The following is a 22,381-nucleotide window of genomic DNA, read 5'->3' as shown; positions in this document are numbered from 1 at the left end:
ATTCATCATTGAACAAATTTCATGAAATGCGTTCCCGAATCTGATAACGGCCGGACAAATCCTTCTCGATAATCCCCTTCATTTCCATCAGGGTCAAAACCGTCCAAATGTCGGAAAGCTCTCCGCCCAGCTCCCGAATTAAAAGTTCGGGATACATGGGCCCGGAAGATAGCCTATCATATATCAAGACCTGGTCCTTTGGCAAATTCAGAGTTTTTACCCGCAACTTGTCTTTTTCAGGAGGTCTTGAAGGGATCCTCCCTTTCAGGGCCATTAAGATATCCGAGGGCCGCTGGGCCAGCATGGCCCCTTGTTGGATGAGCCAGTTGCAGCCGGAAGACCGGGGCTGGTTGATGTTCCCCGGTATGGCAAAGAGGTCCCTCCCCTGTTCCCCGGCAAATCGGGAGGTAATCATGGTCCCGGACTTGTCCCGGGCTTCCACCACCAGGGTGGCCATGGATAGTCCGGATAAGATTCGGTTCCGGTTCATAAAGTGGTGCTTAAGGGGTGGACTTCCAGGCGGGTATTCGGTCAAGATTCCGCCTTCCCGGCAGATCCTCTCCGCCAGGTTCCGGTGGCTGGCCGGGTAGACCCGGTCAATCCCACAGGCCATAACGGCCAGGGTTCGACCTTTCCCCTCCAGGGCTCCCCGGTGACAGGCTCCATCAATCCCCAGGGCCAGGCCGGAGACAATGACCAGACCTGCCGAGGCCAGGTTCCTGGCAAAACGGTTGGCAACACTTAAGCCATAGTTGGAGGCCTTCCGGGTTCCTACCATAGTCAGGCAGGGACCCGATAGAACTTCCTTTTGACCCCTACCGTAAAGAACGGCAGGGGGATCAGCCATCTCCCGGAGGAGGGCGGGGTAGTCAGGATCCAGGTAAGTGAGGATCCAATAGGAAGGATCCGGCCTAGGGTCGGGCTGCCGGTCACCATTATTCCCCTCTTTCAAATATTGGTAGAGCCGGGCCGGTTTAGCCGGAAGAGAGGAGAGATCCACCTCCTCCGATTTCAAGTCAGCCAACATGGCCCGGGAAAGAGCCATGGGGTCCGAGCCGGTTAGAGAAAGGTCAATCAGCCTGGCTCGTAGGACCTCCTTTTCTTCCGGACTCCTGGGCCAAACCATCAGGCTCCTTCTTTCAGAGCAAAGGCGTTCGGAATCCGGTGGATGGTTTTCTCCCTCAGGTTGACCTCAACTACATCAAAAAGATAGTAGGTCCAGGTCCCTTGTCTGGATTGTCGGGAGAGAAAATGAAAGGCCGTCCGGCGGATTTTATCCCGCTTTCGCCGGTCGACAAAATCGGCAGGCCGCCCATACTTGGACCTGGTCCGGGCCTTGACCTCCACAAAGCGGAGGCAGTCTTCCCGGCTGACGATGAGGTCGATTTCGCCAAAGGGAGACCGGTAATTTCTTTCCAGAACTTGGAAGCCCTGGGATTGGTAATAAATAGCAGTCGCCTCCTCTCCCCATCGGCCTTTCTCTCCCTCCGTCATCTGACTAATTTGGAAACTCCCATCCGAAGGGGCTTTTTCTATTTTCTGACCGGATCCCTCATGGCCGGTCTTCCTTTTCTTGACATCCTGCATGCTTGAATAATCCCTCTCTGTGGATAAAAGACATGCGGTGGATGGGCAATAATCCGTATTTCTCGATGGCCTCGTAATGCTTCTTGGTGCCGTAGCCCTTGTGACTTTCAAAGCCATATTCCGGGAATTCCTTCCCGTATTGGACCATCATCCGGTCCCGGGTTACCTTGGCAATAATGGAAGCACAGGAGATGGCATAGACTCGGTCATCTCCCTTGATAATGGATCGCTGTGGAAGGCTAGTCTTCACCTTCTCCGCATCCACAAGGACCAGGTCCGGAACCACAGGCTTACCTTCTCGGTCCCGGAGTCCTTCCAAGGCATCCTTCATGGCCGCCAGAGTGGCCTGGCGGATATTCATTTGGTCAATTGCCCTTTCATCCCGCATCCCAATCCCCCATGCTAAACATTGAGAGAGGATCCTGTCATATAAGGATTCCCGCCTTTTCTCCGTCAGCTTCTTGGAATCCTTGACACCCGGTATCGGTTCACCGCTCGGCATAATAATAGCACAGGCAAGAACCGGTCCGGCAATGGGGCCCCGTCCCACTTCATCAATACCGCAGACCAAATTAACCCTTTCCATTTCTTTTTCCAGGGCCTCCTGGTCTTCCGGTGTCCAGTGGTCACGCTTCATCCTTATCCTCCGGAATCTCCAAGCTGATCCGACCCAGCTTTCCCTTTTGAAAGTCATCTAAAAGCCTGGCGGATACCCGGTCATAGTCCGTATAGCCCCCCACCTTGGCCCCCATTTTTTTCCCAATCCGGTCCATGGCCTCCAGACCGGATAGGCCGGCAGGGAGGTCATAGCGGTCTACCAGGACTTCTCCATAGTGATCGACCATAAAGTTGATGAAGGCATAGCCGATTTCCTGGAGGTTAAGAACCTCCTCTTTGATGGCCCCGGTCCAGGATAAATGAAGGCCCTGGGTCCGTCCCATCTTCTTGACCATAATGCCCGGGGTATCCAAGAGGAGGAGGTCAGTTGGGGTCTTAATCCACTGGTTGGCTGTGGTGACCCCCGGCCGGTCTCCCGTTTTCGCACTTTTCCGTCCGGATAGCTTGTTGATAAAGGTGGACTTGCCGGAATTAGGGATCCCAAATACCATCATCCGGATCTCCCGGTTTTGAAGTCCTTTTTCTCTTCTTTTCTCCAGGATGGGCCGGCAGAGGACCTTAGCCCGCTTTTCCACAATAGCGGAAAAGTCCTCATCCCTGGCATTGAGGGCCAGGACGGATTGGTCTTTCCTTTCAAGAGCCTCCATCCAGGCCTTGGTTTTGTCAGGGTCCGCCAGGTCGGCTTTATTCAGGATGATGAGCCTGGGTTTACTTGCCGTAATGGCTTCCAGGGCCCGGTTTCTTGAAGACTCGGGAATCCGGGCATCCAGGACTTCACAGGATAGATCCACCTGGTCAAACTGGGTTTTGATCCGGTCTGTGGCTTTTTTCATATGGCCGGGAAACCAATTGATATTCATAGGACCTCCTTCCTAGAAAAAACCAGCGTCTGGTTGGACCAAACGCTGGCGGAAGAATTTAATATTCCTTCTTTTCCTTAACCTTAGCCCGCTTACCGACACGGTTTCTAAGGTAAAAGAGCTTGGCTCTGCGCGCCTTACCCCGGCGGGTAGCTTCAATCTCCTCTACTCTGGGGGAGTGAACCAGGAAGGTACGCTCTACACCCACGCCATAGGACAGACGACGGACGGTGAAGGTTTCATTCATGCCCCCACCTTGTCTTTTAATCACAGTACCTTCAAAAATCTGAATACGCTCGCGGGATCCTTCCTTGACCCTGTAGTGGACCTTGACGGTATCGCCCACGCGGAATTCAGGCATTTCTTTTCTCATTTGCTCCTGTTCGAGCTCTTTAATGTAGTCCATTCTTACCTCCTCAGTATTCTCTCAAAGATTCTTCTTCGATGGTGGATTTTCTTGGCAGTATTTTTGGTATAAATCAGGTCGCTTCTTCTTGGTGTTTTCCAGGGCCGATGCCTCCCTCCACTCGGCAATCGCCTTATGGTTTCCGGAAAGAAGAACCTCCGGAACGAGATAGCCTCGAAAATCTCTGGGCTTGGTGAATTCGTCATGCTGGAGAAGGCCATTGGCCAGGGAATCGGTCGATGCCGATTCTTCATTTCCCAGAACCCCGTCAATCCAGCGGACCACGCTATCAATCAGGACCATGGCTGGAAGTTCCCCGCCGGTCAAGACATAATCACCGATGGAAATCTCCTCATCCACAAAGTGGTTGACCACCCGGGAATCAACCCCCTCATAATGGCCGCAAAGGAGGACCAAGTGGGGCATTTTCGCCAGGTCCCTGGCCTTATCCTGGTCCAGGACCTTCCCTTGGGGAGAGAGATAGATGATATGTCCATCCTCCCCCTTGACCGACTCCAGGGATTCCACAACCGGCTCTGCCTTCATGAGCATGCCGGGGGCTCCCCCGAAAACGCCGGCATCAACTGTCCGGTGCTTGTCGTAGGTGAAGTCTCGGATGTTAGTTACTTGAATATCCAGTTTCTTTTCTTTCATGGCCCGGCCGATCACCCCATAGGATTCCATAATGGTGAAGATGTCGGGGAAAAGAGTCAGGATATCAATTTTCATCAAAGAGTCCTTCCCATTCATGGATGACGATTTGCTGACGGTCCAAGTCAACTTCCCGGATAAAGGCTTTGACAAAGGGGATGAGGACCTCCCGTCCCTGGTATCGAAGGGACAGAACGTCATTGGCCCATGTGGATATTACGGATTCCACTCTACCCCGGTCCAGACCTTCTTCATTCACCACATCCAAACCTTCCAGGTCCAGGATATAAAAGCGGTCCTTGGGAAGGTCGGGGAGGTCGGTCCGGTCGACGTAAAGAGAAAATTCCCTCAGGGCTTCCGCCTGGTCCAGGGTCTGACAGCCTTCCAGATAGAGAATGCCGAAAAGGCCCTCTTCCGAATAGGACTTGACCTGAAAGGTCTGTCCTTCTCCCCTTTCTCTCGGTCCCTTTAAAAGGATGGTTTGACCCGCCTGAAAGCGGTTAGGGCGCTCATCGGAAACCTTGATCTTAAGTCCCCCTCTTACACCATGGGGTCGGACAACCTGACCCAAAAATACCGGATTACTCATCGAGAGAAGCGATCTCCAAGCTGACTTTCACATTTTCTTTAATGGCACAAGCCTTTAGAATTTGTCGCATGGAATTGGCAATCCGGCCTTGCTTTCCGATGACCTTACCCATATCTTCGGGATTGACCTTTAAGGTTAAGTCAACGACACCGCCCTCGGAATGCTCTTCGATTTGGATGTCTTCTTTGTGGTCAGCCAGACTTTTTGCCATCATCTCCAATAAATCTCTCATGGAATTATTCCGCTTCTTCTGTGGCTTCTTCGCCAGCTTCAGCCTCTTGTGTCTCCGCTTCCGCTTCTTCCGGAGCTTCCGCTTCCTCCTGGTCATCCTCTTCAGGAGCTTCTACGGCTTCTTCCTTGGGAGGCAGGGGTTCAGCGTCATAGTGCTTCTTAGGTTTGGCTTCATTGGAGCAACCCTGCTCAATGATTCCCTTCCCTTCATAGACACCATACTCCTTAAACAGGCGGTTAACGGTATCCGAAGGCTTGGCTCCATTGCTCATCCATTCCTTGACCTTATCGGCGTTAATCCGGAACATCCGGGGATCGGAAATGGGGTTGTAGAAGCCGATCTCTTCAATGAACTTGCCCTTAACGGCCCGACGGGAGTCGGCAACAACAATCCGGTAAAAGGGTCTCTTTTTTGCACCAATGCGTTTCATTCTAATTTTTACAGCCATGCATTCCTCCTACTTGAAAAACCGCTGGAAGGGGTTTTTCTTGTTCTTTTTCAGCTTGTTCATCTGCTTCATCATCTTCTTTGTCTCCTTGAACTGCTTTAGGAGACGGTTGACGGTCACCGGAGACGTTCCGGCACCCTTTGCGATACGCTCACGCCTTGAGCTATTTATTATATCGGGATTCCTGCGCTCTTCATCGGTCATTGACGTGAGGATCGCTTCGATGTGGACGATTTGTTTATCATCCACATTCATTCCCGCTATCGCCTTTTGATTGAGTCCCGGGATCATGCCCAGGATATCTTCCAAGGGGCCCAGCTTCTTCATCTGTTGGATCTGGTCATAAAAGTCATTCAGGTCCATCTGGGACTTCCGGAGCTTGGCCTCCATCTCCCGGGCCTTTTCCTCATCGAGCGAGGCCTCAGCCTTTTCAATCAGGGTGAGGACATCCCCCATCCCTAGGATCCGGGAGACAATCCGGTCGGGGTAAAATTCGGACAGGTCGTCCAGCTTCTCTCCCGTACCCACTAGTTTGATGGGCTTTTCGGTTACGGCCCGGACGGACAGGGCCGCTCCTCCCCGGGCATCGCCGTCCATCTTGGAAAGGATAATGCCGGTGAGTTCAATCTCTTTATTAAAGGTATCCGCCACATTCACCGCTTCCTGGCCGGTCATGGCATCGACCACCAGGAGGGTTTCTTGGACGGGAACCGCTGCTTTGATATCCCGGAGCTCTTGCATTAAGTCCCGGTCAATTTGGAGGCGACCCGCCGTGTCGATGATGGCGATGTCGTGTCCCGTTTTTTTGGCCTCCCAGACCCCTTCTTTGGCAATATCGACAGGGGATTGGTCAGTCGGCCGGGTGAAGACTTGGGCTCCTGCCTGTTTCCCCACCACCTTCAACTGGTCGATGGCGGCCGGGCGGTAAACGTCACAGGCAATCAGGAGGGGGCGGTGGCCTTTTTTGATGTAGAACTTGGCCAACTTCCCCGCATGAGTGGTCTTCCCTGCACCTTGAAGTCCGCAGAGAAGGATAACCGTAGGTGGAGAGGAGTAGGTCAAAGCCTGGTTATCATCGGACATGAGGGCGACCAGCTCTTCACGAACGATCTTGACCACCATCTGGCCGGGCGTTAAGGACTTCATAATGTCCTCTCCCATGGCCTTGTCTTTGACGTCCTTGACGAACTTCTTCACAACCTTGTAGTTGACATCCGCTTCCAAGAGGGCCAGACGAATTTCCCGCATAGCCTGGTCAATGTCTGCTTCGGAAAGGCGGCCTTTTCCGGTTAGCTTGGCAAAGGTGTTTTGCAAGCGGTCTGCTAAATTTTCAAACATAAATCAGCCTTCCCTCCTTTCCTTAAAGAGGATGGTATTAAGTTGGTTGATAAGGGGCTTGATTTGATCGGCAACTTCAGGATCCAGTCCATCGACCGTCCGGTCCAAATCTTCAATCACTGATTGGCAAGCCAGGACCATCTCCACATGGTGGACCTTGTCCTCCATCTTTCTCAACTTGGTCCTTGCTTTCCCAACCTGGTCGGAAACGGCCTGCTTGGAGATCCCGGCATTGTCGGCAATTTCCTGGAGGGAGAGGTCATTGAAATAGTAGGCTTCCATCAGGTCTTCCTGGTTATCGGTCAATAGGGAACCGTAAGCCGACAAGAGCAAGCCGATCTCAATATTTGGGTCCATGACTCGTCCTCCTTTTATCAACGTTCCTATTCTAAACAGGAAAGCCTCCCCTGTCAAGTCTTTTTACTTGACAGGGGAGGCTTTTTTATAAAACGGTCAGGAAAAAATCGCTTCGACAAAAGAAGCCGGGTCGAAAGGACGGAGGTCGTCCATCCCTTCCCCAACCCCGATCCACTGGACCGGTACCTGACACTCATGCTGGAGGGGGTAAACCACCCCACCTTTTGCCGTCCCATCGAGCTTGGTCAAGACCAGGCCCGTAATATTCGTCACCTCATTAAAGGCCTTGGCTTGAAGGACCGCATTTTGTCCCGTCGAGGCATCCAATACCAGGAGGGATTCCAGGCAGGCTTCCCCATACTCCCTTTCGATGATGGAGTGGATTTTCTCCAGCTCCTTCATGAGGTTCTTCTTGTTGTGGAGGCGGCCGGCCGTATCAATAATCAGGACATCGCTGGACCGGTTCTTGGCCTCCTGGATCCCGTCAAAAACAACCGAAGCGGGATCGGAACCTTCTTCCTTTTTTACTAAGGGAACCCCGACCCGGTCGGCCCACATTTGAATCTGGTCGATGGCGGCAGCCCGGAAGGTGTCTCCGGCGCAGAGGAGGACGGACTTCCCTTGACTTTTCAGGTAATTAGCAATCTTGGCGATGGTGGTAGTCTTCCCCACCCCGTTTACTCCGATGACCAGGAGAACGGTGGGTCCCTCCCTCCGGACAATGTCGGTCACGGCAGAGTCGGTCAAAAGCCTCTGGGCCATGATCTCCTTGAGAGCCTGGATGACCCCATCCGTCTCCCGGATCCTTTCTTTGGCCACCCGATCCCTCAGGTCATCAATGATAGCCATGGAGGAATCGAAACCGATATCCGCCATGACCAGGGTTTCTTCCAGGTCATCGAACATATCATCGTCGATCGTAGCCCGACCATTGACGATATTGTCCACGGCCCCGGCAAAACTGTCCCTTGTTTTGGACAGGCCTTCCTTCAGTTTGTCAAAAAATCCCATTGTTAGGCTCCTTCCCCACTAATCTCTTCTTCAATCTGGTCAAAGCGCAAGGACACCACCCGTGTAATTCCCTTATCCATGGTGATCCCGTAGAGCATATCCGCCGGCTCCATGGTGGTCTTCCGGTGGGTGATGATGATGAACTGGGTCCCTTCCGTCAATGTTTTAATGAAACGGACATAGCGGCCGATATTGGCCTCATCCAAAGAGGCATCAATTTCATCCAGGAAGCAGAAGGGGGCAGGATGGATGGAGAAGATGGCGAACATAAGGGCTAGGGCCGTCATGGACCGCTCTCCACCACTCAGGAGGGCCAGAGACTGAAGCTTCTTGCCCGGAGGTTGGGCCTGGATGTCGATCCCGGCCTGCAGGGTATCCTCCGAATCCAGTGTAAGCTTGGCCTGGCCTCCGTTAAAGAGAACTTGGAAGATCCGGTTATACTCCCGGTTGATTTCCTCAAAGGCCGTCTGGAAGCGTTCCTTCATGACCCGGTCCAAGTCGCTGACCATCTCCCGGATATCTTCTTCGGACTTTTTCAGGTCTTTAACCTGCTGGTGGAGGAAGTCCACTTCCTTGGCTAATTCCTCATAGGCCTCAATGGATTCATAGTTAAAGAAGCCGATCCTGGACAGTTCCTTTTTAATGTCATTAACCTTGGACCGGGTAGTCTCCACCGGAATCAGCTTATTCAAACGTTCCTCGACGGCTTCCAAGGATAGGTCATAGCTTGCCCGATAGTCTTCCCGGATCTCCGCCTTCCGGTTCCTCACCTGGTCCAGGCGGAGGCCCAGCTGGTAGTCTTCTTTCTCCAGTTCATTTTTCCGGGCCAAACCGGTCTCCTTCCGCTTGACCTGGTCAGCAATCTTCTCTTCCAGCTTGGCCCTCTCTCCTTCAAGGGCCTGGCGGTCAAGGACGAGTCGATCGGCCTCCTCGGCCCATTTTTTCTCTTTTTCCTCGGCCTCTTTTAAGAAAGCCTCATTGTCCGCCATTCGAGCGAGGAGACCGGTCCTCTCTTCCTTGTCGGCCGTATCCTCCTGGAGGCTAACTTCCAAACGCTCCTGGATATCCGCCAGCCGGTTCTTCTCTAAAACCAAGTCCCTTTCCTTGAAGCTGAGTCGGTCGGTCAGGAGGGCCCTTTCTTTCTCCCTCTCATGGGCTAGGGCCATGGAGGCCCGTGCCTTTTCCAGGGCAAGGTCCAAGGCTTCCTGGGCCTTATCCCTGTCGACGACCAATCTTTCCCTTTCTTCTTCATAATCTTCCAAGGAGAAGGTGGATTTTTGCTGGAGGAAGGTCTGGAGGCGGTCATAGGCATCCCGGCAAAGGCCGATCTCGGTGGAAAGTCGGGCCCCTTCTTCCAGAAGTTCCTCCCTTCTCTCCCGAATTTGGGCCAGGACCCGGTCAAGGTCCTCCCTCTTTTCCAACAGGAGGGCCCGGTCTTCCTCCGACCTACGGAGGAGGTCCTCCTTCCGGAGGATTTCCTTCCGGAGATCCTCCATCTCCTCCTTGAGCTTCTTGACCTGGGTCTCCCGGTTGATCAAAGATCCCTCATTGCGCTGGTAGGTCTTTCCACCCACCATAGATCCCCAGGAATGGATGACATCCCCTTGAAGGGATACGATCCGGATCCCTGGGAGCTTTTTTTTGGATAGGACGACCGCATCATCCAGGTCCTTGGTGAAGACCGTTTTTGCCAGGAAATGTTCCATAATGGGGCGGAGATCCTCAGAAAAGAGGACGGCATCCATCCCCATGCAGGCCACTTCCTCTTCCCGGATCTTGGGAGGGCGAGTCCCCTGGATCCGGTCCTTGGGGAGAAAGGTGATCCGGCCTATTCCCTTTTTCTTGAGGACATTGATCAGGAACTTCCCGTCTTCCTGGGTCTCCACCACGATGTTTTGAAGGGCAGGGCCTAAGGCCACGTCGATGGCCTTCTCATAGGAGGGTTTAACCTCAATCAGATCAGCCAGGGGGCCGATGATCCGCCGACCCACTTCCGGCTCTCTCTCCCCCAGGCGAAGGAGGTCCTGGACCGACCGGTGGTAACCTTCGAAATTATCGATGAGGGATTGGAGGACCTGGAAGCGGGACCGCTTGGCTGCCAGATCTTCCAGGAGGACCCGGTAGCTATCCCGGTTCTGGTCCATCTTCTCTTCCCCCGCCTGGAGGTCCTCTAGGGTTCGGGCAAGGTCCTCGCCCGTCCGCTTAAGTTCATCGGACAGGTCCTTTTGAGACCGGTCGATATCTTCTTTTTTGCTGACCAGTCCCTTCAAGCGGTCTTCTTCTTCCTTGGCCGCTTGTCGCTTAGCTTCCTGGTCGACTTGGAGTTTTCGGTCCTGGGCCTGGGCCCTTTCCTTCTCATATTCGAGAAAGGACAGGCGGTCCCGGATTTTTTCCAGGCGGATTCGGGCCTCCTCAGCCCCATCCTTCCCTTCCTCCTCCCCTTCTTCCGGAGAAAGGCCGGCCACCCGGGCCTTCAAGTCCTCCACTTCCTGGGTCAGGCGAAGGATGGATCGGTCAGCTTGGGACCGGTCCTCCTCCAGGCCCTCCACCCGGACTTGGCGGTTTTCCATAGCCTGGTTGAGCCTTTCCAAGTCACCGGTAAAGAATTTCACCTGCTCTTGGCGGACGGAAACTTCCTGGCGGAGGGCAAGGGTCTTATTTTCCAGGGTCCTGGACCGGCCTTCCAACTCTCCCAGTTCTTCCCTTCCCCGGTCAATGGAGGACTGGAAGGGGGCCAAGAGGGCTAGAGCCTTATCCAGCTCGCCTTCCACTTCCAGGAGTTCCTTCTTTACCCTCTCCCGGTCAGCGAGGATTTCTTCTTCCGTCCGGTCTGCCCGGTCCAGCTGGCTCTTCACCAGGGAAAGTTCATGCTGGTTGAGCTCCCTGGTCAGGGCAACCCCCTTGCGGGCATTGTCCGCCTGAATCTTGAGAATCCGGGCCTCCTGGTCTTTTCCCCGAAGGTCCATCCTGAGGGAAGCCAGGTGGTCTTCTGTCTTTTCCAGCCGGTCCAGAGCCTCCTTTTTCTTATACTTGAACTTGGCGATCCCGGCCGCCTCATCGAAAATGGCCCGCCGGTCATCGGACTGGTTGGACAAGAGGTCTTCAATCCTTCCCTGGCCGATGAGGGAATAGCCCTCCTTTCCAATCCCCGTATCAAAAAAGAGGTTCCGGACGTCCTTCCGCCGAACCTGGTTCCGGTTAATCAGGTATTGGCTTTCCCCGGACCGGTAAACCTTCCGGGAAACCGTCACTTCCTCATAGGGGAGGTCGATCCCTCCATCTGAGTTATCAAAGGCCAGGGTCACCTGGGCCATATTCATGGGCTTGTGCCAGCGACTCCCGGCAAAGATGACGTCCTCCATTTTCTCTCCACGGATGGACTTGGCGGAAAGTTCCCCCAAGACCCAGCGAACGGCATCTGAAATATTTGATTTTCCTGACCCGTTGGGACCAACAATGGCCACGAAGTCCTTGTCAAAGGAAAGGCGGGTCTTTTCCGCAAAGGACTTAAACCCGTACATTTCCAGATATTTCAGTCTAGGCAATGCTGTCACAACCTTTTCTTTTCATCTTTTCCAAAGCGGCCTTGGCCGCATCCTGCTCGGCTGCTTTTTTTGACTTTCCTTCCCCCTGGGCTAACTTTCGTCCATTTACGAAGACCTGGACCCGGAAGATTTTATCATGGGGAGGTCCTTCTTCTCCAACCAGCTTGTATTCAAAGGTCTTTCCCGCCTTCTGGACCCTTTCCTGGAAGGCTGACTTGTAGTTTAGAAAGAGAGAATGGTCCTTTTCTTCCAAGTCTTCCAGTTTGGGAAGGTAGGCTTTCAGGGTCGTGTAGAGGAAATCATAACCTCCGTCCAGGTAGATGGCCCCGCAAAGGGCTTCAAAGGCATCCGAGACGATGGAGTCCTTCTTCCTCCCCCCCTGTTGTTCCTCCCCATTGCCCAGGACCATGAGGTCGGGCAGACCCCAGGACCGTCCCAGGAAGGCAAAGGAGGGCTCACAGACCATCTGGATCCTTTTCTTGGTGAGGACCCCCTCAGGCTCATCCGGAAAGGCCCGGAAGAGGAGGTCGGAAACCAGGAGTTCCAAAACCGCATCCCCTAAAAATTCCAGGCGCTCATTGGATTCCACCCCTTCCTGCTTGCATTCATTGACAAAGGAGGTGTGGACCAGAGCCCGGTCCAGGAAGGCTCTTTGACGGAAATGGTAACCCAGACGGTCCTGGAAGTTATCCAAGGCCAATTCCCTTTCCCTTCCCCTCTTATTCATGGGTCCCACTTTCACCAGGCTCCTGGATTTGAGCCATGATCCTCGCCAAATCCTTCTCTACCTCTCCTTCTACATGGGCTTCCGCATAATCCAGAGCCTCCTGGATAGCCAGGGCGAAGGTCTCCGGACTGGCGTTCCCGTGGGCCTTGAATACCGGCTTCCGGGCGCCCAGCAAGGGAGCTCCTCCGTGGCGGGTATAGTCCAGGGGAGAGAGCTTGGCTTTCAGGGACTTTTTCAAAAGAAGCCCCCCCAGCTTGGTCCCGACCCCCTCCATGATGGCCTCCTTAACCAGGCCCAGGAGGGTGGCCGCCGTCCCTTCTGCTGTTTTTACGGCAACATTGCCGGCAAATCCGTCGCAGATGAGGACCTCCCCATCCAGGTTGAGGAGGTCCCGGGCTTCCGCATTCCCTATGTAGAGAAGGTCGGTCTTTCTAAGGAGTTCGGCCGTTTTCAGGACCCGGTCATCCCCCTTGTGGTCTTCCGCCCCAACGCTCAGTGTCGCAATCCGGGGCCGGTCAATCCCCAGACCGGACTTGGCATAGGCGGAGGCCAGGACAGCAAATTGAACCAGCATCTCCGGGGTCGTATCCATATTGGCGCCCGCATCGGCAAGGATGATGTCCCTGCCCGTCACATTGGGCAGGATGGCGGCCAGGCAGCAACGCTTGACCCCCTCCAGGCGTTTGGTGATGAAGGTTGCCCCGGCGAGAAGAGCCCCGGTAGAACCTGCAGAAAGGAGGACCTGGGCATCCTCTGCATTGAGCCGGTGGAAGGCCAGGACCATGGAGGCGTCTTTTTTCCTCCGGATGGCCATAACCGGAGATTCATCATTGGAGATGGCCTGGTCACTCCCGATCCATTCGATCCGATCCCCATATTCCTCAAGGAGGGGGGTAAAGTCATCCTTTGGACCAACCAAGACGGCCTGAAAATTCGGATTTTTTTTCATGGCCAAGGCCAGTCCCTGGGCCACCATCTTGGGCCCCCGGTCTGCGCCAAGTCCATCAATTACAATCTTCGTCATCATTACTTCCTTGATCTCTAAAAAATAAAGTTTATGTCCAATCGGTTTTGGCTGAAAAGCTACAAAAAAAGAGTGTAGACCCTAATCGGGGCACTACACTCTAGTCGGTCAAACTAATCGTTAACTTGGACGACTTCTTTGCCATCATAGTAACCGCATTCGCTGCATACCCGATGGGGTAGTTTCGGCTCACCACAGTTAGGGCAAGTTTGGGTCGCATACGTCTTTAAGCGATAGGATGAAGCTCTTCTTTTATCTCTTCTGGTCTTAGATGTTCTCCGCTTGGGAACGGCCATGTCAAACACCTCCTTGAAAATAGTCTCGTTATGAATAACATAGAAATTATAGACTTGAAGCCGGACTTTGTCAAGGGCTCTTCCGACTGATAGAATAGCTTATGAAGAAATTTTCATGCCATATCCCCTCCCGGGTCGAATAAAACCCCCTGAAAGGACCTCCTATGAAAGTCAAAGGCATCATTTGTGAACTCAACCCCCTCCACCAAGGCCACCGCTATCTCATGGACCGGGCCATGGAGGGCGAAGACCCTGAGTCAACCTGCCTGGTCGCCGCCATGTCCGGCCCCTTTGTCCAACGGGGGAACCCGGCCATTTTGGATAAATGGACCCGGGCCCGAATTGCCGTCCTGGAAGGCTTTGATTTGGTCCTGGAAATCCCTGCCGCCTACGTCCTCCAATCTGCCCGAACCTTTGCCTATGGCGGCCTCCGGACCCTCTCCCTCCTCCCCGGCTTCGAGAGTCTGGTCTTTGGGGTGGAAGAGGACTTTTTTAGCCCTTCCTTCCAAAAGACTCTGGCCCGCCCGGAAGAAGATGAGGTCCAGGAAATCATCCGGGAGTACCTCCGTCAGGGCCTCTCCTACCGGATGGCCGTCAGCCGGAGCCTGGGACTGGACTTGGGGCCTAATACCATCTTGGCCATGGAATATATGGCCATGGCTAAGAAACTCGCCCTCCCCATCCGCTTCCAAGCCATCGCCCGCCAGGGGATGGGCTACCACCAAAAGGAAATGGTCGGAGACTTCCCTTCCGCCTCCGCTATCCGCCAGGCCCTGGTTCAAGGCCTTCTGGATAAAAAGGACTTGCCTGGCGGTCAGGAAATCACCCAGAACGCCTTCACGGAATCCCTGGACCCTCTGGCGTCCTATCTGGACCTTCGGGATATCCTGGACCCCTTGGACTATGCCTCCTCCCCTCTCTTTGAAAGCGGGATGGACTTCCGCTTAAAGGCCTGTCTGGATGAAAGGCCCGGCGTGGACGAGGCCATGATGAAAGCCGCCAACAAAAGGCAGTCGGCCTCCCGCTACCGGCGGATGCTGGTGACCTCCCTCCTGGGCCTGGAAAAAGGGAAAATCCCCCCCATCACCTTCCTCCGACCCCTGGCCTTCAATGAAAAGGGGAGGGTCCTCCTCCGCTCCCCCTCCTGCCCGGTCATCCAAAAGCTGCCGGCTTCCAATTTGAATGGCCCGGAAAAGGACCTCATGGCGGTCAACCTCAGGGCTCAGGCCCTCCAGGAATACCTCCTAGGCCTTCCCCCAAAGATGGACTACAAACAGTCCTTCTTCCTCCCCTCCTCCCACTAGCCCCGGAATCCCGGGGCTTTTTTTATGACCCTAGTCTTTCTCCATCATCCGCTTGGACGCAGGCCTTAGCCACTTCCGTATCGGGGACCATGGGCTGGGAGCCCCGCCCCACCGATTGGCTGTCCTCATCCCCCTTGCCCAGGATGAGGATGAGGGTCTTCCTCCCCTCTCTTTCGTAGCGGTCTCGCCCGGCCCGGAAGGCTTCCTTTATTGCCCCCTCCCGGTCCAGATTAATCTCATAGGATCCCCCTACCTGGTCCAGGTAATGGGCAATCTCCCTGGCGATTTTCATGGGGTCCTCATCATATGGATCCTCCAGGGTCACGTAGGCATAGTCCATGGCCTGACCCACCAGGAGGCCCAGATCCTCCCTCCGGTTGATGGCCTTGCCGCCGGGAGATCCAAATACAGTCACCTTATAGTGGTCGAGGTAGATCCTCTCCATTTCCCGGAAAAGGACCTCATAGGAAAGCTTGTTGTGGGCATAATCCACAATCAGGCAGACTGCCCCGTCAGAAGTTTCAAAGCGCTCGGTCCGCCCTTGGACATGGGCCGAAGCCAGGCCCTTTTGAATGACCTCATAGGGGAGGCCCGCCCGGCGGGCCATGGCAAGGGCCATGAGGGCATTCTCGCCATTATAATGGCCCAGGGTGGGGACCTGGACCCGGTTTTTCTCCTCCCCCTCAGTCACTTCCATAACAAAGCCGTCATCTAAATCCTCGATCAGACGACCTTGGAAGTCTCCCCTCTCTCCCATGGATAAGGTAGTCAATCGTGGGCATGCTCCTGCCCTTTCCATAACCTCATTTAAGTGGTCCGTGGCCAGGTTGACATAGGCATGGTCCGCCCCGTCAAAGATTTTCAGCTTGGATCCGAAATAATCGGCAAAGTCCTTATGTTCGATGGGAGAAATATGGTCCTCCGAAATATTTAAGAAACCGGCGTGGCTGAAGTGGAGGCCCTTGGTCCTTTGGTATTTCAGGGCCTGGGAAGAAACCTCCATGACCACCCTCCGGCAGCCATGGTCCCGGCAGGCAGCCAGGGTCCTATAGAGCTCCAGGGGTTCCGGGGTAGTCAGATGGGAAACCCGGGCCTCTCTCCCGTCATAGGTGGTGGTGGAGGCCAGGAGGCCACAGGGCCCTTCCCCGGTCTCCTCCCCATAGGTCTGGAGGATCCGGTGGAGGTAGGTGACGGTGGTGGTCTTCCCCTTGGTTCCCGTTAGAGCAAAAATTTCCAGGTCCCGGTCGGGATGGCCATAATAGAGGGCAGCCATGGGGGCCAGGACCTCTCGAAGGTCCTCCACTTTTAATAAGGGAATGGAGACCCCATAATCCTTCTCAGAGACATAGGCAATGGCCCCCTTTTGGATGGCTGAATCCAGATAGGAGGGATTAAAGTGAGCCCCCTTGCAAATAAAGAGGGAGGATGCTTCCACCTCCCGGGAATCGTAGGTGACCTGGTTGACCGGGAGGTCGGCCCAGGCTTGGTCCACAGGGAGGTCCAGAATTTGGGCAAAGTCCTTCAAATATAGGGTCATGGGCTTTCCTTTCTAAAAAAGAAAGGGGATAGGTAGACCTATCCCCTTATCGTTGAATTGTAGAATGGGACCTAGGGTAAAACCGATATTAGTGGAGTTCCTGGCGGTTCCGGTCCAGTTCGTGGATGACGGTGTTGAGATTTTCCTGGGTGTTGGCCAAGATCTCATCAATATAGGCGAAAGTGGATTCCCGAATCTGCCGGGCCTGCTCCTCAGCCTTTTGGACGATGTGTTCCCCGGTCTCGGTTGCCGCCTGGGTGATCCGGTCCTGGGAAACCAGCTCTTCAAACCGTGCCTTGGCCTGGGCGTCGATGGCATCCACCTGCTGCTTGGACTTGGCTTCGATCGCAGCAGCCTGGTCGTTGGCTTCCTGGAGAATGCGGTCCTTCTCATCGTTGACCCACTTGGCCTGGCGGATTTCCTCCGGCAGGGTCTCGCGGATTTCTTTGATGATATCAAAGACCTCATCCGGGTCAATGGAGACCTTTTTTGAAAAAGGAATATTGGTTGCATCCGAAAGGACGTCTTCGAGTTCTTCAATGAGTTGCAAAATATCCATCGTTATCCCCCTACTATAAACACTGAATTTGCTTCATTTTTTCGTCAACAACCGGATCAGAGAAAAACTTTTCATAAAGCTTTCTCGCCACCGAACAAGGCACCAAACCCGAAACATTCCCTCCATAGGATGCCACTTCTCTGGCATAGGAGGAGGAAATGAAGGAATACCTGGTTTCCGTCACTAAAAAGAGGGTTTCCAGGCCCGGACACAAGGAGTGGTTCAAAGCCGCCAGCTGTCTTTCATATTCATAATCCGATGGAGTCCGGAGTCCTCGAAGGACCGCATCCGCATCCTTCAACCGGTAATAATCGGCCAGTAAGCCGGAGAAAACTTCCACCTTTACATTATCAATATCATATAACAGTTCCTCGAGCATTTCAATTCTTTCCTCGGTGGGAAAGAGAGGCTGCTTTTGGTTGTTTTCAAGGACGGCAACAATGACTTCATCGAAAAGGGAGGCCGCTCTCTTGATGATGTTGAGGTGGCCAAGGGTCACCGGGTCGAAGGACCCGGGAAAAATCACTCTCATTGGATAGACTCCTTCAGAACATGGATCCGGTTAAATTTTTGGGCCCGGGTCCGGAGGACGGTAAAGGTCGGAGGAATGGTAATTTCTTCTTCGCTGGAGCTTTCAACCACCAGGATGGCATCCGGATTGAGGACCTCTTTTTTTAGGATTAAATCCAGGGCTTCCTCCACCATCTTCATCCCATAGGGAGGGTCAATGTAGACTAGGTCAACCTTCCTGCCCAGGTCATCCAGCCTCCGGCGGTAGTCCCCGTGGAGGATAAGAGACCGGTCCCCATAACGGGTTTTCTCCAGGTTTTCTTTGATCACTCCGACCATGGGGCCCGATTGTTCGATAAAGATGGCGTAGTCACAGCCCCGGGAGAGGAATTCAATCCCGATCTGCCCGCTCCCTGCAAAGAGGTCCAGGCAGGTCAGGCCCTTGGACAGGGGACCCAGGATATCAAATACCGTTTCCTTGATTTGGTCCCGGGTGGGCCGGGTCTTCTGACTTTTTCGGGGGCCGACAAGGGTCATCCCCCGCCTTTCGCCGGATATTACCCGCATGGTCCTTCCTTTCTTCTCATTTTTGAGATCAGTTTCTGGAAATATGAGCTGTTTTTTCCATTTTATCAAAAATTGCCGACCGGAGGGGATCTTTTATGGCCTTCAAAGCCTGGGGATCCCCTTCCAGGATTCCGGGGCCGAAGGTCCGGGTCAAGGACTCCTCCGCCTTCAAAAAGAGGGGGTGGTCAGGCCGGGTCAGGAGGTCCTGGAGGCCCATGAGGCGGTCGGGGAGGAAGCCGTGCTGGCTCTCCCCAAACGGGTCACCCCCGCCACGAAGGGCCAGGTCCTTCTTAGCGATGGCTAAGCCGTCTTCGGTTGATGCCAGGAATTTCAGCCGGCCCAGGGCGGTCTTGGAGGGTTTGTGGTAGACAAAGACCGCATAGGACTTGTCCTTCCCCCTCCCCACCCTCCCTCGGAGCTGGTGGAGCTGGGAGAGGCCAAAACGGTCAGCGCAGAGGACCACCATCAGTCGGGCGGTGGGAACATCCACACCCACCTCGATAACGGTGGTGGAGATGAGGATGGAGGTTTTTCCGGAGGCAAAGCCCTCCATGACCCTCTCCTTTTCCGGACCTGACATGGGACCGGTCAGGGCATCGATCGTAACCCGGTCTCCATAGTATTCCCTTGCCCGCCGGCAGACTTCCTCTACCGACCAGAGGGAAAGGTCATCCTCCCCTCCTTCGATCCGGGGACAGATGATATAGGTCTGTCCTCCCTCCCGGGCCAATTTTTCAGCAAAGGCAAAAATCCGCTTCTCATACCGCCGGTCCAGGACGAAGGAGTCCACCGCCTGACGCCCGGGAGGAAGGCCCTTGAGTTGGGTGAGGTCCAGCTCCCCCATGGCCACCAGCTCCAGGGTCCTGGGGATGGGGGTGGCGGAAAGGACATAGGAATTGGGGAGGATGGCCTTCTCCTGGAGGCGGGACCTTTGGTTGACCCCAAACCGGTGCTGCTCATCGGTCACGACCAAAGCCAGGGAGGAAAAAGCCAGGCTATCCTGGAAGAGGGTGTGGGTCCCGATATAAAGGCCGGCTACCCCACTTCGGGCTGCCTCTTCCACCTCCGCCCTCTCCTCCCGGCTGGATGACCCCGTCAAAAGGAAGAGAGGGAGGTCCAAGTCGGCAAATAGGGCCTTGGCCTTGTCAAAGTGTTGGCGGGCGAGAACTTCCGTCGGGGCCATGAGGGTCGACTGGTAGCCGTTAAGATGGGTCAGGTAGGCCAGGGCAAAGGCCAGGACCGTCTTTCCTGACCCCACATCCCCCTGGAGGAGGCGGTTGGCGGGGCGGGGGGAGAGGAGGTCCCCAACCATCTCATCCAGAGCCTCCCCCTGACCGGGGGTTAGTTCATAAGGAAGGGCCTGGAAAAAGGGCTGGAGAGATTTTCCTTCCATGTGGGGGGCCTTTTCCCGGACCCGACGGGCCTTTACCGTGGATTTGACCAGGAGGTCCAAGATGGCCAGGCGGATTCCCACCCCCTCCAAGCCCAATGCCAGGTCCTCCTTGGAGGAAGGAAAATGAATCCGGCGGAAGGAATCCAAGAGAGGAGGAAGGGAGAGGGGGCCGATGAGGTCAGGGCAAAAAGGATCCAGGTCCTCATCTTCCAGGAGGTCCAGGGCCTGGTGGACCGCCTTGACCCGGAGGTCCTGGGAAAGCCCCTTACAAAGCCGGTAGACCGGACGGATGCCCAAAAAAGTTTCCACCTTATCCCGGTTCTTCCGGTTGACCATGGCCGGGTTGGCCATCCTCCTCTTTTCGGGGTCATAGGTCCCGTATAGGAAAAAGGAATCTCCACAATGAAGATTCCTTCCTAAATAGGCTTGGTTATGAAAAACAACATCCACTTTCCCCGTATCATCCAAAAAAGAAGCCTTTTGGATGGACTGGCGGCCTTTAAGACGGATAAGACGGCTTAGTGAAGTCAGGCCTACCTCCAGGACCAGGTCAGTCTTTTCGCCCAGGTCGGCCAGGTCTTCCACCGGATAGATCCGGGACCGGTCTTCATAACGGGTAGGGAAATCCCAAATGAGGTCCTTCAGGCTAAAAATGCCTAATTCATGAAAGAGGGCAGCCCTTTTGGGGCCGATCCCGTCTAAACGTGTAATCTCCATTATTCAATCGAGAAGATATAGGAATAAGTGGGCTGGCCGCCATAGACGACATCCACATCTAACAGGGAATAAGTCTTGGAAATTGCTTTTTCCAGTTCTTTTTGGTCCTCTTGCTTGACCCCTTCTCCCGGGTAGACGGTCAGGAGGGAGGCATCGGCGTCCACATATTTGGCCAAAAGGTCCAAAACCAGGGCCTTGTCATCCTGGCCGGTGAGGACAATCTGGCCGTCGATCAGGCCGATCTTGTCATCTTTTTTAATGACCATCCCGTCCAGGCTGGTATCCCTGACCGCATAGGTGACCTGACCGGTAATGACCGATTCCAAACTCTCAGTCATGGCCTCCCGGTTTTCTTCGTCGGACAAGTCCTCATCAAAGTGGAAGAGGGCTGTGATCCCTTGGGGAATGGAGGTGGAGGGGATGACAATCACCTTGGAGGAGGACAATTCATCCACCTGTTCAGCCGCCAGGATAATATTTTTATTGTTGGGGAGGATAAAGACCGTATCCGCATTGACCCTTTCCACGGCGTCGTAAAGTTCCTTGGTGGAGGGATTCATGGTCTGGCCTCCGGAAACCACTTCATCGACCATGAGCTGGTTGAAAACTTCCTTGAAGCCTTCACCCAGGGCAACGGCGACAAAGCCGACCTTGGACCGGGCCTTCTTCTCTTCTTTTTCTTCTGTAACTCCGGAAAGTTCATAAATCTTGGCATCCACATGGACCAGGTTCATCTCAAGGATCCGGGCCCGACGAAGGATGGAGGCAAGCATATCCCCAGGACGGTCACAGGAGGCCTGGACCAGGAGAGCCTGACCGGAATGCTCCACCATTTCCACATGACCATGGTGGTTCATGTGGCGGACTAAACGCTCTTCTTCGATCCCTTCCACCTTGACCTTGAGGAAGTAGTCGAATTGCTGGGCTTGGTGGGAATCCTTCTCGAAGTCTGAAATGGCCATGGCATTTTGGGGAGAGGATTCGGCCTCCAAAAGATGGGAAAGGTCCTTGTCGACCAGCTTTTCCACAAAACCGGTTAAAAGGTAAACGAGACCCTGACCACCGGCGTCCACCACCCCCGCTTCCTTAAGGGCGGGCAGCATATCCGGAGTTTTTTGGAGGGTCAGGGAAGCCTGTTGGAGGGCCCCCACAAGAAAATCCTCCAGATTGGGATTATCCGCATTCCGCTCGGCAAATTCAGCGATCCCCCGGGCTACGGTCAACATGGTCCCTTCCGTGGGCTTCATCACGGCCTTATAGGCCTTTTCCTTGGCGGACAGAAAAGCCTTGGCCGCCAGCTTGGTGTTGAGGATTTGTGCCCCTTTTAAGGCATCGGAAATCCCCCGGCAGAGCTGGGAAAAGATGACTCCCGAATTCCCCCGGGCCCCCATTAAGGTCCCATTTCCCAGGGCCTTAGCATAGGCGGAAACCGAGTCCTCCTTGGCCTTTTGGACAAATTCCATAGCAGAAGCCATGGTCATGGTCATGTTGGTTCCCGTATCCCCGTCAGGGACCGGGAAAACATTCAGTTCATCGACTTCTTCTTTATGAGCAAGCAGGGATTCGTAGGCAGCCTGGAGGGCATCTCGAAATTGTGCCCCGTTGATATATTCCATTCTCCCTCCTTAGAACCGGATCCCCTGGATATAGAGCTCCACGGTTTCCACTTTAATTCCAGTGGATTCTTCCACACTGTAGTTAATCTTTTCAATCAGGTTTTGAGCAACCGTGGCGATCCGGATCCCATATTCCATGATGACCTCAATTTGGATGATGACGGTCCCCTGTTCGGTGGGAATGACCGTAACTCCCCGGTTCATGTTCTCAATGCCCAGGAGCTCATAAAGCCCGTCTTTGGCATTCCTGGCCGCCAAACCGACTACGCCATAGGATTCCATGGCCGCCTGGCAAGCAATATTGGAAATCACCCGGTCATCAAATAGAATGGTCCCGAGTTCATTAGTTATTCTGGATACCATAGATCCTCCTCATCTTTTCATTAAAACGATTCTAGCTTATTATATAAGAGCCGACAGGAACTTGCAAAGGAAGTCCGGCCTTGCTATAATGTCATAGTTAGTTCATGCATGAAAAGACGAGGAGGA

23 protein-coding genes and 1 pseudogene are annotated in these 22,381 nt (G+C 54.2%); 1 reads left to right on the top strand and 23 read right to left on the bottom strand.

The genetic code is table 11. The annotated features are described in order from the left end of the window. Positions 1 to 19 precede the first annotated feature (19 nt). The 16 genes and pseudogenes from dprA to rpmF form a co-directional block, all read right to left on the bottom strand. A complete protein-coding gene (gene dprA / locus HGKM_RS05475; protein ID WP_019134345.1) occupies positions 20 to 1,126 on the bottom strand; it encodes a DNA-processing protein DprA in 1,107 nt (368 codons plus the stop codon). Then, positions 1,126 to 1,587, bottom strand: coding sequence for a YraN family protein (locus HGKM_RS05470; RefSeq protein ID WP_019134344.1), 462 nt, complete (start codon positions 1,585 to 1,587; stop codon positions 1,126 to 1,128). Before HGKM_RS05470 ends, dprA begins: the two co-directional genes overlap by 1 nt. Further along, the gene (locus HGKM_RS05465) at positions 1,553 to 2,224 is read right to left on the bottom strand and encodes a ribonuclease HII (protein WP_019134343.1); all 672 of its coding nucleotides are present in this window, start codon (positions 2,222 to 2,224) and stop codon (positions 1,553 to 1,555) included. The genes HGKM_RS05470 and HGKM_RS05465 overlap by 35 nt, the downstream gene beginning before the upstream one ends. Next, a complete protein-coding gene (gene ylqF / locus HGKM_RS05460) occupies positions 2,214 to 3,065 on the bottom strand; it encodes a ribosome biogenesis GTPase YlqF (protein WP_019134342.1) in 852 nt (283 codons plus the stop codon). Before ylqF ends, HGKM_RS05465 begins: the two co-directional genes overlap by 11 nt. A gap of 58 nt (positions 3,066 to 3,123) precedes the next feature. Further along, a complete protein-coding gene (gene rplS / locus HGKM_RS05455) occupies positions 3,124 to 3,471 on the bottom strand; it encodes a 50S ribosomal protein L19 (RefSeq protein ID WP_019134341.1) in 348 nt (115 codons plus the stop codon). A 21-nt stretch (positions 3,472 to 3,492) separates the two neighbouring features. Beyond that, positions 3,493 to 4,200: a tRNA (guanosine(37)-N1)-methyltransferase TrmD gene (gene trmD / locus HGKM_RS05450; RefSeq protein WP_019134340.1), complete on the bottom strand. Its 708-nt coding sequence runs from the start codon at positions 4,198 to 4,200 to the stop codon at positions 3,493 to 3,495. Further along, positions 4,190 to 4,711: a ribosome maturation factor RimM gene (rimM, locus tag HGKM_RS05445; protein WP_019134339.1), complete on the bottom strand. Its 522-nt coding sequence runs from the start codon at positions 4,709 to 4,711 to the stop codon at positions 4,190 to 4,192. Before rimM ends, trmD begins: the two co-directional genes overlap by 11 nt. Beyond that, on the bottom strand, positions 4,704 to 4,943 hold the full coding sequence (locus HGKM_RS05440) for a KH domain-containing protein (protein WP_034579025.1): 240 nt from the start codon (positions 4,941 to 4,943) through the stop codon (positions 4,704 to 4,706). Before HGKM_RS05440 ends, rimM begins: the two co-directional genes overlap by 8 nt. A 199-nt stretch (positions 4,944 to 5,142) precedes the next feature. After that, positions 5,143 to 5,391, bottom strand: a pseudogene (gene rpsP, locus HGKM_RS09070) (30S ribosomal protein S16); the annotation flags it as partial. A gap of 9 nt (positions 5,392 to 5,400) precedes the next feature. Next, a complete protein-coding gene (gene ffh, locus HGKM_RS05430) occupies positions 5,401 to 6,729 on the bottom strand; it encodes a signal recognition particle protein (RefSeq protein ID WP_019134336.1) in 1,329 nt (442 codons plus the stop codon). Between the two features lie 3 nt (positions 6,730 to 6,732). Next, positions 6,733 to 7,086, bottom strand: a complete 354-nt coding sequence (locus HGKM_RS05425) for a sigma factor-like helix-turn-helix DNA-binding protein (protein ID WP_019134335.1) — start codon at positions 7,084 to 7,086, stop codon at positions 6,733 to 6,735. 96 nt (positions 7,087 to 7,182) lie between these two features. After that, positions 7,183 to 8,097 carry a signal recognition particle-docking protein FtsY gene (ftsY, locus tag HGKM_RS05420; protein WP_019134334.1) on the bottom strand — a complete coding sequence of 305 codons (915 nt, stop codon included), beginning with the start codon at positions 8,095 to 8,097 and terminating at the stop codon, positions 7,183 to 7,185. Between the two features lie 2 nt (positions 8,098 to 8,099). Beyond that, a complete protein-coding gene (gene smc / locus HGKM_RS05415; RefSeq protein WP_154645931.1) occupies positions 8,100 to 11,642 on the bottom strand; it encodes a chromosome segregation protein SMC in 3,543 nt (1,180 codons plus the stop codon). Then, a complete protein-coding gene (rnc, locus tag HGKM_RS05410) occupies positions 11,635 to 12,369 on the bottom strand; it encodes a ribonuclease III (RefSeq protein WP_019134332.1) in 735 nt (244 codons plus the stop codon). Before rnc ends, smc begins: the two co-directional genes overlap by 8 nt. Further along, positions 12,362 to 13,393, bottom strand: a complete 1,032-nt coding sequence (gene plsX / locus HGKM_RS05405; protein WP_019134331.1) for a phosphate acyltransferase PlsX — start codon at positions 13,391 to 13,393, stop codon at positions 12,362 to 12,364. Before plsX ends, rnc begins: the two co-directional genes overlap by 8 nt. A gap of 113 nt (positions 13,394 to 13,506) precedes the next feature. Then, positions 13,507 to 13,689 carry a 50S ribosomal protein L32 gene (gene rpmF / locus HGKM_RS08565; RefSeq protein WP_074017978.1) on the bottom strand — a complete coding sequence of 61 codons (183 nt, stop codon included), beginning with the start codon at positions 13,687 to 13,689 and terminating at the stop codon, positions 13,507 to 13,509. Positions 13,690 to 13,853: 164 nt separating this feature from the next. On the opposite strand from rpmF, the gene HGKM_RS05400 reads away from it, so the two are divergent. After that, positions 13,854 to 14,993: a nucleotidyltransferase family protein gene (locus HGKM_RS05400; protein ID WP_019134330.1), complete on the top strand. Its 1,140-nt coding sequence runs from the start codon at positions 13,854 to 13,856 to the stop codon at positions 14,991 to 14,993. Between the two features lie 22 nt (positions 14,994 to 15,015). Here HGKM_RS05400 and HGKM_RS05395 read toward each other — a convergent pair whose 3' ends face one another. The 7 genes from HGKM_RS05395 to HGKM_RS05365 form a co-directional block, all read right to left on the bottom strand. Continuing rightward, entirely contained in the window at positions 15,016 to 16,530 is a 1,515-nt protein-coding gene (locus tag HGKM_RS05395) for a Mur ligase family protein (RefSeq protein WP_019134329.1), read from the bottom strand. Positions 16,531 to 16,618: 88 nt separating this feature from the next. After that, positions 16,619 to 17,089 carry a hypothetical protein gene (locus HGKM_RS05390; RefSeq protein ID WP_019134328.1) on the bottom strand — a complete coding sequence of 157 codons (471 nt, stop codon included), beginning with the start codon at positions 17,087 to 17,089 and terminating at the stop codon, positions 16,619 to 16,621. Between the two features lie 13 nt (positions 17,090 to 17,102). After that, a complete protein-coding gene (gene coaD / locus HGKM_RS05385; RefSeq protein WP_019134327.1) occupies positions 17,103 to 17,621 on the bottom strand; it encodes a pantetheine-phosphate adenylyltransferase in 519 nt (172 codons plus the stop codon). After that, entirely contained in the window at positions 17,618 to 18,235 is a 618-nt protein-coding gene (gene rsmD / locus HGKM_RS05380; RefSeq protein ID WP_280986165.1) for a 16S rRNA (guanine(966)-N(2))-methyltransferase RsmD, read from the bottom strand. The genes coaD and rsmD overlap by 4 nt, the downstream gene beginning before the upstream one ends. Next, complete coding sequence (locus HGKM_RS05375) at positions 18,195 to 20,276, bottom strand: ATP-dependent DNA helicase RecG (protein WP_019134325.1); 2,082 nt, start codon at positions 20,274 to 20,276, stop codon at positions 18,195 to 18,197. The genes rsmD and HGKM_RS05375 overlap by 41 nt, the downstream gene beginning before the upstream one ends. Beyond that, on the bottom strand, positions 20,276 to 21,892 hold the full coding sequence (locus HGKM_RS05370; protein ID WP_019134324.1) for a DAK2 domain-containing protein: 1,617 nt from the start codon (positions 21,890 to 21,892) through the stop codon (positions 20,276 to 20,278). The genes HGKM_RS05375 and HGKM_RS05370 overlap by 1 nt, the downstream gene beginning before the upstream one ends. Before the next feature lie 9 nt (positions 21,893 to 21,901). Beyond that, complete coding sequence (locus HGKM_RS05365) at positions 21,902 to 22,255, bottom strand: Asp23/Gls24 family envelope stress response protein (protein ID WP_019134323.1); 354 nt, start codon at positions 22,253 to 22,255, stop codon at positions 21,902 to 21,904. Positions 22,256 to 22,381: the final 126 nt, after the last annotated feature.

It is taken from the genome of Kallipyga massiliensis ph2, assembly GCF_000311985.1.
Lineage (GTDB): Bacteria > Bacillota > Clostridia > Tissierellales > Peptoniphilaceae > Kallipyga > Kallipyga massiliensis.
This window is presented reverse-complemented; position numbering and strand designations above follow the sequence as displayed.

Excerpts from the sequence above, each read along its gene's own strand:
- ylqF (WP_019134342.1), bottom strand. The coding sequence starts at position 3,065 with ATGAATATCAATTGGTTTCCCGGCCATATGAAAAAAGCCACAGACCGG.
- HGKM_RS05365 (WP_019134323.1), bottom strand. The coding sequence starts at position 22,255 with ATGGTATCCAGAATAACTAATGAACTCGGGACCATTCTATTTGATGAC.
- HGKM_RS05465 (WP_019134343.1), bottom strand. The coding sequence starts at position 2,224 with ATGAAGCGTGACCACTGGACACCGGAAGACCAGGAGGCCCTGGAAAAA.
- HGKM_RS05395 (WP_019134329.1), bottom strand. The coding sequence starts at position 16,530 with ATGACCCTATATTTGAAGGACTTTGCCCAAATTCTGGACCTCCCTGTG.
- rplS (WP_019134341.1), bottom strand. The coding sequence starts at position 3,471 with ATGGACTACATTAAAGAGCTCGAACAGGAGCAAATGAGAAAAGAAATG.
- rnc (WP_019134332.1), bottom strand. The coding sequence starts at position 12,369 with ATGAATAAGAGGGGAAGGGAAAGGGAATTGGCCTTGGATAACTTCCAG.
- dprA (WP_019134345.1), bottom strand. The coding sequence starts at position 1,126 with ATGGTTTGGCCCAGGAGTCCGGAAGAAAAGGAGGTCCTACGAGCCAGG.
- HGKM_RS05425 (WP_019134335.1), bottom strand. The coding sequence starts at position 7,086 with ATGGACCCAAATATTGAGATCGGCTTGCTCTTGTCGGCTTACGGTTCC.
- HGKM_RS05470 (WP_019134344.1), bottom strand. The coding sequence starts at position 1,587 with ATGCAGGATGTCAAGAAAAGGAAGACCGGCCATGAGGGATCCGGTCAG.
- rpmF (WP_074017978.1), bottom strand. The coding sequence starts at position 13,689 with ATGGCCGTTCCCAAGCGGAGAACATCTAAGACCAGAAGAGATAAAAGA.
- coaD (WP_019134327.1), bottom strand. The coding sequence starts at position 17,621 with ATGAGAGTGATTTTTCCCGGGTCCTTCGACCCGGTGACCCTTGGCCAC.
- HGKM_RS05400 (WP_019134330.1), top strand. The coding sequence starts at position 13,854 with ATGAAAGTCAAAGGCATCATTTGTGAACTCAACCCCCTCCACCAAGGC.
- HGKM_RS05375 (WP_019134325.1), bottom strand. The coding sequence starts at position 20,276 with ATGGAGATTACACGTTTAGACGGGATCGGCCCCAAAAGGGCTGCCCTC.
- HGKM_RS05390 (WP_019134328.1), bottom strand. The coding sequence starts at position 17,089 with ATGGATATTTTGCAACTCATTGAAGAACTCGAAGACGTCCTTTCGGAT.
- ftsY (WP_019134334.1), bottom strand. The coding sequence starts at position 8,097 with ATGGGATTTTTTGACAAACTGAAGGAAGGCCTGTCCAAAACAAGGGAC.
- trmD (WP_019134340.1), bottom strand. The coding sequence starts at position 4,200 with ATGAAAATTGATATCCTGACTCTTTTCCCCGACATCTTCACCATTATG.
- ffh (WP_019134336.1), bottom strand. The coding sequence starts at position 6,729 with ATGTTTGAAAATTTAGCAGACCGCTTGCAAAACACCTTTGCCAAGCTA.
- HGKM_RS05370 (WP_019134324.1), bottom strand. The coding sequence starts at position 21,892 with ATGGAATATATCAACGGGGCACAATTTCGAGATGCCCTCCAGGCTGCC.
- plsX (WP_019134331.1), bottom strand. The coding sequence starts at position 13,393 with ATGACGAAGATTGTAATTGATGGACTTGGCGCAGACCGGGGGCCCAAG.
- rimM (WP_019134339.1), bottom strand. The coding sequence starts at position 4,711 with ATGAGTAATCCGGTATTTTTGGGTCAGGTTGTCCGACCCCATGGTGTA.
- HGKM_RS05440 (WP_034579025.1), bottom strand. The coding sequence starts at position 4,943 with ATGAGAGATTTATTGGAGATGATGGCAAAAAGTCTGGCTGACCACAAA.